Raw genomic sequence first — 11,527 nt, forward strand, 5'->3', positions numbered from 1 at the left:
CATGACGCAATGGAACATGGACAGACGTGCATTCCTGAAAGCGGCCGGTGCACTCGGCGCTGGCCTCGCAATGAAGCCGGGCTTCGCCTGGTCGGCCGCCGGCGACACGTTGCGCATCCGCATGGAGGGCGATCTTCAGTGCCTCGATCCCGCCTTCATGAATGGCGGCATCGAGGATGTCATGATGCGCGGCATCTATGTCTCGCTGAACCATTTCGACGATATCAGGAAAGGCTCGCCCTGGTCCCTGTGGGGCGCCGAAAAGCTCGAACAGAAAGATCCGAAGACCATCGCCTTCACCTTGATCGACGGGCTGAAATGGTCAAATGGCTTTGGCGCGGTCACCGCCGATGACGTGAAGTTCTCGTTCGAGCGCATCGCCGACAAGAGCCTGTCGTCGCCCTGGGCCTATCAGTTCGAAAAACTCGATCGCGTTGAGGTTGTCGATGCCCGCAACGGCATCATCCACCTGAAGGAGCCCTACCAGCCGATCTTCGTCACCAGCCTGCCTTACTATGGCGGACACATCATCAGCCGCGCCGGCACCGAGAAGGCGGGCGGCAAGTTCACCACCGAGCCGCCGGCGACATGCGGTCCCTATATCTTCTCCGACTGGCAGCAGAAGCAGAAGGTGACACTGACCGCCAACCCTGACTGGCCGGGGCCGAAGCCGGATTTCGGCAAGGTCGAGATCTATGTCGTCGCCGACGATCAGGCAGCACAGCTGGCCTATGAGGCCGACGCTTTCGACTACACCAAGATCGCCATTTCGGCGACCAAGGCGGTCAAGGCGAGCCCACCCGCCGACACGAACCTGATCGAGGCCCAGTCGACCCGTTATGTCTGGCTGACCATCAACATGCTGAGCCCGCGCCTCAAGGACCTGAAAGTCCGCCAGGCCGTGCAACATGGCGTCGATGTCGGGCAGATCCTGACCGGCGTCTATGACGACCTGACCAAGCGCTCCACCGGCGTCGTCCAGCCCGGCACCAAATTCGCGCGCGCCAGCAATCTGATCGCCGCACCTGACTATGAAAAGTCCGCCGCGCTGCTGACCGAGGCCGGCGTCAGCGACCTGTCGCTGACCTTGACGGTGATGAACGATTCCATCCGCACCGCGACCGCGCAGATCATCCAGGCCAGTCTCGAACAGGCTGGCATCAAGGTCGAGATCCAGCCTTATGACGAGGCTGCATTTTGGGGCGTCGGCGACAAGACGCAAGGCGAGGGCTACAAGAACATCGATCTGGCGCTGATGGATTTCGCCGGTGGCATCGATCCTTCCGAAAACCTGGTTTGGTTCCGCCCCGACCAGATCGGCGCCTACAACTGGTCCGGCTTCGACAGCCCCGAATTCGAGACCAGCTACCAGCAGCTGGTGGCGGAAAGCGATGAGCCCAAGCGCATCGCATTGTCCAACCGCATGGAGGACCTGATGGAGCAGTCCGGCGGATTCGTCTTCATCTGCCACCAGCCGCTGGTCGTCATCCACAAGACCAGTTTCGAGCCGGTCATCTACCCTGACGGGCACCCCAATCCCGTTCTGTTCAAGAGGAAGGCCTAATCGCTTCGTAGACAGAAAAGCCGCGATCGATTAGCTGGAGCCATGACGGAAGCAGGACCAGCACCCGAAAGACGCAAGCGCGGCGCCAAGAAATCGCCGCCGCGCTTCAGCCGCGAGCAGGCGGATGTCCGCCGTTCCATGCTGGTCGAGGCGGCGACGCGATGCCTGTCGGTCGGCGGCATCGGCGCCTTCACCATCGATCGCATCTGCAAGGAGGCCGGCGTCTCGCGCGGCCTGATCAACCATCACTTCGAAAGCCTCGATGGCTTGCTGGTCGAGGTCTACAAATCCTCGCTCTATGCCAGCGTCAACAACCAGATCGCTGAAGCCAAACGCCGCCGCGCCGAGACATCCGACTGGTCGCCGCAGGCAGCACTTGCCGCGCTGGTGCACTCCAATTTTTCGCCCGACTATTTCAGCCGTGACAATCTCTTGATCTGGCTGTCGCTGTGGGGGGAAATCGCCGTCAACCCGCGCCTCAAGGCGGCGCATCGCGAACTCTATGACGCCTATCGGGCGGAACTCGCCGAGGACATCGCCGCGGTCGCTGTGCCGCGCGGCCGGGATGTCGATGCCCCGACATTGGCGCGCAATTTCATCGCCCTGGTCGACGGGCTGTGGCTCGAATGGTGTCTTGATGAAAGCGTCGTGACGCCACAGGCGGCGGAGGCTGCGGGGTTTGAGATGCTTGAGGGGCAGGTCGGGCCTTTGCGGGACGCATAACGATTTCAAATCGGCGCCCTAAAATCAACTTTGCGCCCCAAAACCTCAATTCAGCGGCGAACCACCTTCGCGCTTGCGGCGCTCCATATAATCCCGCAGCGCCTCATCGATGCCGGGATCGATCGGCGGCTGCTCATATTCGGCGACCATCCGCTTCCAGACCACATTAGCCCGCTCGCGCGCGGTGATCTGGCCGCGCTCCATCCAGGTGTCGTAATTGTCCCAGTTGGAGACCAGCGGCGAATAGAACGCGCGTTCGTAGCGCTGCATCGTGTGCGCGGCGCCGAAGAAATGCCCGGCCGGCCCGACCTCGCGCACGGCTTCCAGCGCCAGCGTGTCGATATCGACCACCGGCGGGTCGAAATAGGCGCACATCATCTGCAGCATCTCGGCATCGATGACGAGTTTCTCAAACGATGCCGTCAGCCCGCCGCCGAGCCAGCCGGCCGCATGCAGAACCAGGTTGGCGCCGCCCATCAGGCAGCCCCACAGCGACATGGCGCTTTCATAGGCCGCCTGCGCATCGACCGAATTGGCGGCGGTGACGTTGCTGGAGCGGAACGGCACGCCGATCAGCCGGCAGAGCTGGCCGGTGATCTGCGCGGCTTGCGTGTATTCCGGCGTGCCGAAGGCCGGCGCACCGGTCTTCATGTCGACATTCGAGGTGAAGCCGCCATACATCACCGGCACGCCGGGGCGCACGATCTGGGTCAGCACGATGCCGGCCAGCGCCTCGGCATGCTGTTGCGACAGCGCACCGGCCAGCGTCACCGGGCTCATCGCGCCGGCCAGCGTGAACGGCGTGATGACATTGACCTGGCCATGCTCGGCCAGCGCGATCAGGCCCTCAGCCATCGGCTCGTCGAGCTGCAGCGGCGAATTGGTGTTGATGATGCCGGTGAAGACGGGCATCTCTTGCGCCAGGTTTTCGCGCGTCGTGCCGAGCGAAATTGCCACCATCTCCAGCGCGTCGATGGCGCGTCCGCGGCCGAGCGCCTGCGGTTGCCAGTTCTTGTCGAGCAGCGTGATCTCGGCATAGTAGAGGTCGAGATGACGCGTGTTCTGGTGCAGGTCGAGCGGCTCGAACGGCCCGCCGCCTTCCTGGTGCAGCACGTTGAATGACTGGATCAGCTTGAGATAGTCGCACATCTCGGCATAGGTGCCGGGCCGGCGGCCGCGATCATTGTCCATGACATAGGCCGGCCCGCCGACCGATGACAGGATGCAGTGTCGTCCGCCGACCTTGACGTTCTTCGCCGGATTGCGGGCGCGCAGTTCGAAGGATGATGGCGCCATGGCGACACGTTCCATGACCATGGCACGGTCGAAGCGTACCCGCATCTCGCCGTCGTCGACATCGCAGCCGGCCGAGCGGTAGAATTGCCGCGCCTGCGGCTGCAGCACGCGCATGCCGATCTCTTCGAGAATGGTCAGGCCCATTTCGTGGATCGTCTGTACCTGGTCGGCCGACAGGATCTCGATCGGCGCATAAGGCCGCGTCAGCTGCTTCCACGGCCGCTGTTCGATGCCGCCGATCTCGCGCTGCGGGCGGCCGGGTCTGCGACGTGCCGTGATGCGCTCCATGGCTCTCTAGAACTCCTTGTTTGACGCAATTCCGGACGGAAAACCGTTTCACACTTTTCCTGGAATTGCTCTATTCAGCAGCTGTGCGCATATCGAAATCCGCCACCGCATCGACGATCGGCGTGTCGCGGCGGTATGGCCGCCAGCGGATTTTTGCGCCGATCTCCTGAGCCAGCTTATGGCCGCTGTGCACCGCGTGCGCTATGGCGCCCGGGGCCAGCGTGTCGCCGATGCGATCGACGCTGCGGATGCCGGCATCAGCAAGCGCGTCCGCCCGTTGCGTCAGCGCCTCGAACAGCTCGCCGCGCGGCAATCTCAGCCCGACGATCAGCACCGAGCGGCAGGCCATTCGGGTTTCCTCGCCGGTGAACAGATGCGCCAGCGTCGCCGTCTCGCCATCGAAGGATTTTAGGAGATGCAGTGTCGTCACTGGCACCTTGCGCCGCGCCAGCGCGCGATGCACCAGCGGTAGCTCGTTGGTCATGATCGTCCAGGCGGAAGCCTGGCCCGCCGGCGTCACGTAGCTGACCGGAATGCCCTGCGCGGCCAGATGCTCGGTCAGAACGCCGCCCATATAGTAGTTGTCGAAATCGAAGACCAGCATCGGCCCCTTGGGAAGCCGGCCGCCGGCGATGTCGTCCGGGGTGAACACATCAGGATGATCAAGCCGGCCGACCGGAATCTCCAGCGAGGAATAGAGCATATCCGTCCAGCGTGCGCCGGTCGCCAGCACCACGCGGTCCGGCGCCAGGTCGATGATCTCGTCCGCGCCCAAAACACTCTCGGGATAGAGCGAGACGTTGCTCATCTCGCTGAGACGCCCGAACCGGTAGTCGACGACGCGGTTCCAGGCGGAGAGGCCGGGCAGCGTCTTCTCGAAGGTCAGCCGCCCGCCGAAGGTGCGATTGCTGTCGGCCAGCATCACCTCATGGCCGCGACGGCCTAGCGTCAACGCGCATTCGAGCCCAGCCGGTCCGCCGCCGACAATCAGGATTCGCTCAGGCGCATCAGTACGCTCGACGCGTTCGGGGTGCCAGCCGCGCCGCCATTCCTCGCCGGCGGTCGGGTTCTGGGTACAGCGTACCGGCACGCCGTCATGCCAGCTCGAAATGCAGATGTTGCAGCCGATGCATTCACGGATCTCGGCCTCGCGGCCCTCGCGGATCTTGTTGGGCAGGAAGGGGTCGGCGATCGAGGGACGCGCGCCGCCGATGAAATCGAGCACACCGCGCCGGATCTGCGACACCATCGTGTCGGGCGAGGTGAAGCGCCCGACGCCGACCACCGGCTTCGTGGTCAGCGACTTGACGAAATCAATCACCGGCTCATGGCTGCCTTCGCCGGTAAAGCGCGACGCCGAACAATCGGTCGGACTGGAATCCATCTTGACGTCGAACAGGTCGGGCAGGTCAGCCAGCAGTTCGATCAGCTCATGCGCTTCCGAAGGCTGGTTGCGGCCGGGCCTGCCGCGCAGTTCCTCAAGGCTGACGCGTAACGCGACACCGCAATCCTTGCCGACGGCATCCTTGGTGACCTCGATCATCTCGCGCACGAAGCGCACCCGGTTCTCGATCGATCCGCCGTACTCATCGACGCGATGATTGTATTCCGGCAGCAGGAATTCGTAGCCGAGATAGCCCATACCGGCATAGACATAGACGATGTCGAAGCCGGCCGTGCGCGCCTTGCGCGCCGCCTCGGCCTGGCATTTCAAGACGTCGCGTATATCGGCCTTGTCCATCGTCTTCGGCCGCAGATTGCCCATGAAGCCGACATGGGTGGCCATCCACGGAATTCCCGACGGCGACAATGGCGGCAGGCGGCTTGTCCGGTTCATCACCGAGGCGCCGCCGTGCCACAATTCCACGCCGGCAAGCGCGCCATGGCGGTGCACAGCCTCCGTCATCAGCGCATGGGCGCGGATGTCGTTGTCGTCCCACATTGTGGCGAAGGGCAGCGGCGCGTCGTCCGAACTGGGGTCGATCGAACAGGCGCCGGTACAGATCACGCCCCATCCGCCCTCGGCCTTGGCTTCGCGAAAGGCGGCGCGCACCCGCGGCAGGGCGTTGGTCATGCCGCTGGCGTGCGGCACTTGATAGAAGCGGTTCGGCGCGGTGACAGGTCCGATCCGCATCGGCTCGAACAGGATTTCGTAGCGAGGATTGCAGGTCATCGGAGCTTCGCGAATATGCTTGTTGAACGATCGTACAACAAGCATATTCGCACGACTGACGGAACGCAATGGACCTATCACCGGCCGCAACGAAAAAGCCCACCCCGATAGTATCGGAGTGGGCTTCAGCCGGGAGGCTCGGGTCGAGCGCGACGATACGCGCTCGACCCCTTCAGTTTGCCGTCAGATAACGAAGAACCAGTTGGCGAGCAGCATCACCACCACGCCGGCGACCAGCGTCAGGTAGGGCAGGATGCCCGCCTTCTTGACCGCCAGATCGGAAGAGTTCATGCCGAGATCGGCCAGCATGTGGTCGGGGAACTTGCCCTTATCCTGGATGTAGTGGCGGAAGCAGAACACCGGGATGATCAGGGCCGCCGTGATCAGTCCGGCCCACAGCGCCATCGGGTTCCACACCTTGGCCCCGGCGCCCATGAAGATCGCGTTGACATAGGCGAAGATCGCGCCGACGCCGAGCAACCAGCTTGGTGCCTTCCACGGCCGCGCGATGTGGCCGTTGTCCATGCGGTGGATCCAGCCGGCGTTGAGGTTGAGGAAGTTGAAGATGATGTAGCCGCAGTTCGACACGGCGAGGATGAAGAAGAAGCTCGTCGCATCGGCTGAAGCGATGGCCAGCACGATCAGGTTGAAGACGAGATCGGTCCACATGGCCCGCGTCGGCGCGCCATGTTCGTTGACATGGCTGAGATAGCGCGGCAGCCAGCCGTCGACCGAGCCCTGGTAGAGCGTGCGCGAGGAGCCGGCCATCGCGGTCATGATGCACAGAACCAAGGCCAAGATCATCAGCATCACCAGCAGGCTGTGGATCAGCGCGCCGCCGCCGACCATGCCGGCCAAGGCATCAGCGACGCCGGAGCCGTCGACGATCGGTGTCGCCAGCATGCCGTTCAGGCCGAGTACGCCCTGGAAGGTGAAGGGCACCAGGATGAACAGCAGCATGCACAGAAGGCCGGAATAAAAGATGGCCTTGAACGTGTCGGTACCGGGATTCTTGAACTCGGAGGTGTAGCAGACGGCAGTCTCGAAGCCGTAGGTCGACCAGGCGGCGATGAACATGCCGCCGAGCACCAGCGTCCAGCCGGCGATGTTCCAGGCGCCGGGTTCAGGCGCATAGGCGGCGGCGAGCGGCACCAGCGGCGAGAAATTCGCCCAGTTGATCTGGCCGGTGATGATCGGCACGACGCCGACGATCAGCATCGGGATGATGACCAGCAGGCCGATATATTTCTGCACATTGGCCGTGCCCAGAATGCCGCGATGCTGGATGGCGAAGATGATCAGCATCAGCACCGCGCCGATGAAGAAGGTCGCGTTGAGGGTGAACGAGACCGGTCCCAGCGTGTGGCTGTAAAGCGTCCAGTTGCGGATCACCGGCGTTGCCGCGGCGGTCACCGCCGTGATGGCGTCGGCGGCGCTGGTGCCGGCATGCGCCGCAATATAGGCGACGACTTCGGGCGAGGCATCGGTGAACAGCGGCACCGGCGCCAATGCGTTGAGGATATAGGCGGCAGCGATCGAGCAGCCGAGCGACAGCACCGGCGACCAGGCGAACCAGTTGCACCAGACCGACAGCGGCGCGATGAACTTGGAGTAGCGCAGCCAGGCGGTGGCGCCGTAGATCGAAGCGCCGCCCGACTTGTTCGGGAACAGGCCGGCGATCTCGGCATAGGTGAAGGATTGCAGGAAGCCCATGATCATGGAGGCGATCCAGATCCCGAAGGCCAGCGTGCCCGTCGTGCCGGCAATACCGCCGATCGAAAACAGGACAAGCGCCGGCACGCCGCTCGCCACCCAGAAGGCGCCGCGCCAGTCGATATTTCGGTGCAACTTGCCTTCGGCAAGCGGCTCCAGGACAGTCGTCATCGTGCTCATGTGTGTTTGTTCCCCATTTTGATGTTCCCCGTTCGTGACGGCCCCGACTTCGCGAGGCTTCATCATCGACGCATGCACTGAGCGGCTGCAGGTGTTTCCTATCAGTCGCATTTTTTTCTTAACAGTGAAGATTGATCCGGCGCGCTTTCAGGTCAAGCGTTTTGTGAAGCCGTGCACATCACGCTTGCGAACGCACCGACTCACGCGCCCGGCGGCATCGCCGACCGACCGGCCTGTTCGTCGCGAAAGTGGCCGTCAGGAGCGCGGTTTGGTCTTCTGCGGATCGTAATGCGCAAAGGCAACGACGCGCGCCGGCAGTCGCTTGGCATGGCCGTCGAGCTTGCCGATCTCGACCTCGGTACCGACAGCGGCATGGGTGACGTCGAGCCTCGCCAGCGCGATGTTCTTGTTCAGCACTGGCGAGCGCGTGCTCGAAGTGACCACGCCGATCTGGGCGCGGCCGACATGCACGCAATCACCATGGCCGACAGCAACATTGGCATCGATGTCGAGGCCGACCAGTTTTGTCTGCGGGTGCTCCTTGCGACGGATCAGTGCCTCACGGCCGATGAAATCGTCGGTCTTGCTCTTCAGCGGCACGGTGAAGCCGATACCCGCCTCGAACGGATCGGTCTGGTCGGAAAATTCGTAACCGGCGAAGATCAGCCCGGCCTCGATGCGCACCATGTCGAGTGCCTGCAGCCCCATTGGCTTCAGCCCGTGCGGCTGACCGGACTCCCAGATGGCGTCGAACACTTTTTCGGCGTCGCGCGGATGGCACCAGATCTCGTAGCCGAGTTCGCCGGTGTAGCCGGTGCGCGAGACGACGACGGGAATGCCGTTGCCGCCGCCGATGCGGGCGACGGCGAAACGGAACCATTCGAGCTCGTCGATCGACGGCTGCAGCGGCGACGTCCAGATCACCTCCCTGAGGATGTCGCGGCTCTTCGGCCCTTGCACGGCGACATTGTGCATCTGGTCGGTCGACGAGCGCACCAGCACGTTGAGGCCGAGCTTCTTGGCCGTCTCGCGCAGCCATTCGCCGGACAGATCGTCGCCGCCGACCCAGCGGAAATTATCCTTGCCGAGCCGCAGCAGCGTGCCGTCGTCGATCATGCCGCCATGCTCGTAGCACATGGCGGAATAGACGACCTGGCCGACGCCGAGTTTCTTGACGTCGCGGGTCAGCGTGTATTGCAGCAGCGCTTCCGAATCCGGGCCGGTGATCTCAAACTTGCGCAGCGGCGACAGGTCCATGATCACGGCATCCTGTCGGCAGGCCCAGTATTCGGCGATCGGACCGTCCTTGGCGAAGGAATTGGCCAGCCAATAGCCCCTGTATTCGACGAAGTCGCGGGTGTGCTTGGCAAAGCTCGAATGAAAAGATGTCTCGCGGGTCATTTTCGGTTCCGAATCGGGCGTCATGCGTCTGGCGATCGCTCGCGAGAATTTGTGCTGGCCGGAATAGGTCCGCACATGGATGTCGGTGAGATTCCAGCCATTGGCCGGGGTCGTGTCGTCGGGGCAGGCGGAGGAAACGCAGACGATATCGGTCAGCGCCCGCAGCAGCACATAGTCGCCCGGCCGCGACCACGGCTCGTCGGACACCATCACGCCATGCGCGTCGATCGCGGTGTTGAAGAAGAAGTTGATCGCCATCCAGCCGGCACGAGGATTGACGCCTTTGTCGGAAAGCGCGCGGTTGAAGTTTTCCGAGCAGTTGGTGTGGCCGGGATAGCCGATGTCGTCATAGTATTTCGCCGCGCAGGCGAGCGCGAAGGCATCGTGCCGGCCGCATGTGTCCTGCACCACCTCGACCAGCGGCTCCATGTCCTGGTCGTAGTATTTCGAATGCAGGCCGGGCATCGGGTAGCTCGCCCCCATCAGCGTGCGGGTCGTCGTCACGTCGAGCGGGTGGTCAAAGCCTTTGTCGAGCTTGCGCGCCGAAAAACACTGGAAGTCGGTGCACTGGCGGCCGTCGACATCGATGATCTGCAGATAGTCGCCCGCCTTGACGAAATAGGCTTCCGCCGTCGCCGAATGCACCCGCAGGTCGAGCACCGGATCGGCCAGCGGATCGGCAAGCTGCGATCTCGCCGCCGGCCGGATCGTGGCGCGCCGCACGATGACCGTGAGCGGCGTCGCCGTGTCGTGGCCGTCGACCAGCATCGGCCCACCCGGCGCGGCAATGACCATCGCGCCGTCGCGGGCAACGGTGAAAGCTTGCTCTGTGCCGGCCGGCGTGGTGCCGCCGAACACGCGCACGGCTTTCGCCTGGTCCAACCGCACCTGCCGCCGCGCGAGCCCGAGGCGCAGGGATGCGAGACTGTCATCGCCGTCCGCCAGCAATGCCTTGAAGCCGGCGGCATTGCTGTTCGATATCTCGCCGAAAATGCCGGGGTCGGTGGCGCCGGTCTTGTCCCAGGCCAAGAGTTCGCAGGCCTGGCCGCCTTCGACATTGCGCACCGTGAGTGTATCGCCGGCCTCGACCTCGATGAGCACCGCGCCATTGCCCTGGATGGTATAACGCTCCATGCCGGGCGGCAGCGCGATCTGACCGGGCCTCAGGATGCGGCTGGGGCGCGGAGGGCCGGCGGCGATTGCGGGGTAGGGCGACTGGCTCATCTCAGCCTTGCGGTTCGAGAAATAAGTTTGCCTGTGTGTAAAATTATTTTCGCTGAGAGAATAGCAGCGGAGATGGATTTAGCAAGGCTGCGGTGCCGTCATTGGTGCTATCGTTAAGGTAAGTTCTTGCCGAGCAACCTGATCCCCGAACGTCGGCGCTGCCCCTCATCGGAGGCTTTCGCGGTCACACACGACAATACACTCAACGACAAGGTGCTGATACAACCGGCGGGTGCCGAAGTTATGCTCGGTCCGTTGATGGAGATGACGGATGAGGCTTTTCATGAGCGTATCGACCCGGTTCATAGTGAAAGTATGTGGCGGTCTTCTGGTCTTTTCCCTTGTCTGCGGATGCGATCTCATAGGTAAATCAAGTGCCGCGTCGACTTTGACCCGTGAGGAGCGTCTGAGGGTTGCCGCAGACGCCTACTTCAATAACCAATGTGAAAAGCAGTGGGCGCTGCTTTGGCCAATGGCGCGAGAAGGCGATGGCGAAGCGCTTTCAGAGCTTGCCTTTGAACTTGGGGGAAGGCTCGAGATACCTGCCTCGGATTCGGATATGAACGTCGATCCGGGAGATAAGTCATTTGCCAATGTGCTTGTCATGACGATCTACGGTGCGACAGCGTCAAAACATCCTGACAAGCGCAATCTTCACTACATCTTTGACCCCGCTAGATGGAGGAAGGGCGATGTAATGGTTGTAACCATTCGCTCCGGCCAGATCAGTTATAGCGCAATCAAGGCTCCCCCTCCGGTTTCAATGACTGAGTTGGAGAATTGCCTTTCTCAGGCAAATTCCTCGGCTTCGGGCGACAGATGTGTCGCCCAAGCCATCAAATTAGGGCTCATTCCAAGCTTTTCCGAGTACAGTAAAGCCATCGACGCAGTCGCGACTTCGTACCGCCCGAACCACTGCGTTAGTCGTCCCTGGTAGTTTTAAGAGGATATTACCCAATGTCTGA

Annotated in this window: 7 protein-coding genes; 3 read left to right on the top strand and 4 right to left on the bottom strand. The window is 62.7% G+C overall.

Annotated features, from left to right (window positions below; genetic code table 11):
* Position 1 precedes the first annotated feature (1 nt).
* Together ACFOJ9_RS08775 and ACFOJ9_RS08780 are read left to right on the top strand one after the other, a co-directional pair.
* On the top strand, positions 2–1,564 hold the full coding sequence (locus tag ACFOJ9_RS08775) for an ABC transporter substrate-binding protein (RefSeq protein ID WP_378978513.1): 1,563 nt from the start codon (positions 2–4) through the stop codon (positions 1,562–1,564).
* Between the two features lie 42 nt (positions 1,565–1,606).
* On the top strand, positions 1,607–2,287 hold the full coding sequence (locus tag ACFOJ9_RS08780) for a TetR/AcrR family transcriptional regulator (RefSeq protein WP_378978514.1): 681 nt from the start codon (positions 1,607–1,609) through the stop codon (positions 2,285–2,287).
* A 45-nt stretch (positions 2,288–2,332) separates the two neighbouring features.
* Here ACFOJ9_RS08780 and ACFOJ9_RS08785 read toward each other — a convergent pair whose 3' ends face one another.
* The 4 genes from ACFOJ9_RS08785 to ACFOJ9_RS08800 form a co-directional block, all read right to left on the bottom strand.
* Positions 2,333–3,871 carry a trimethylamine methyltransferase family protein gene (locus ACFOJ9_RS08785; protein WP_378978515.1) on the bottom strand — a complete coding sequence of 513 codons (1,539 nt, stop codon included), beginning with the start codon at positions 3,869–3,871 and terminating at the stop codon, positions 2,333–2,335.
* Positions 3,872–3,941: 70 nt separating this feature from the next.
* Complete coding sequence (locus ACFOJ9_RS08790) at positions 3,942–6,044, bottom strand: oxidoreductase (protein WP_378978516.1); 2,103 nt, start codon at positions 6,042–6,044, stop codon at positions 3,942–3,944.
* Between the two features lie 183 nt (positions 6,045–6,227).
* Positions 6,228–7,937: an APC family permease gene (locus ACFOJ9_RS08795; protein ID WP_378978517.1), complete on the bottom strand. Its 1,710-nt coding sequence runs from the start codon at positions 7,935–7,937 to the stop codon at positions 6,228–6,230.
* A gap of 255 nt (positions 7,938–8,192) precedes the next feature.
* The gene (locus tag ACFOJ9_RS08800; protein ID WP_378978518.1) at positions 8,193–10,562 is read right to left on the bottom strand and encodes a DUF1989 domain-containing protein; all 2,370 of its coding nucleotides are present in this window, start codon (positions 10,560–10,562) and stop codon (positions 8,193–8,195) included.
* A 283-nt stretch (positions 10,563–10,845) separates the two neighbouring features.
* On the opposite strand from ACFOJ9_RS08800, the gene ACFOJ9_RS08805 reads away from it, so the two are divergent.
* Positions 10,846–11,499: a hypothetical protein gene (locus ACFOJ9_RS08805; RefSeq protein WP_378978519.1), complete on the top strand. Its 654-nt coding sequence runs from the start codon at positions 10,846–10,848 to the stop codon at positions 11,497–11,499.
* Positions 11,500–11,527: the final 28 nt, after the last annotated feature.

It is taken from the genome of Mesorhizobium cantuariense (assembly GCF_042647205.1).
Lineage (GTDB): Bacteria > Pseudomonadota > Alphaproteobacteria > Rhizobiales > Rhizobiaceae > Mesorhizobium > Mesorhizobium cantuariense.

Coding starts and splice junctions, on each gene's coding strand:
- ACFOJ9_RS08775 (WP_378978513.1), top strand. CDS start 2: ATGACGCAATGGAACATGGACAGACGTGCATTCCTGAAAGCGGCCGGT.
- ACFOJ9_RS08780 (WP_378978514.1), top strand. CDS start 1,607: ATGACGGAAGCAGGACCAGCACCCGAAAGACGCAAGCGCGGCGCCAAG.
- ACFOJ9_RS08785 (WP_378978515.1), bottom strand. CDS start 3,871: ATGGAGCGCATCACGGCACGTCGCAGACCCGGCCGCCCGCAGCGCGAG.
- ACFOJ9_RS08790 (WP_378978516.1), bottom strand. CDS start 6,044: ATGACCTGCAATCCTCGCTACGAAATCCTGTTCGAGCCGATGCGGATC.
- ACFOJ9_RS08795 (WP_378978517.1), bottom strand. CDS start 7,937: ATGAGCACGATGACGACTGTCCTGGAGCCGCTTGCCGAAGGCAAGTTG.
- ACFOJ9_RS08800 (WP_378978518.1), bottom strand. CDS start 10,562: ATGAGCCAGTCGCCCTACCCCGCAATCGCCGCCGGCCCTCCGCGCCCC.
- ACFOJ9_RS08805 (WP_378978519.1), top strand. CDS start 10,846: ATGAGCGTATCGACCCGGTTCATAGTGAAAGTATGTGGCGGTCTTCTG.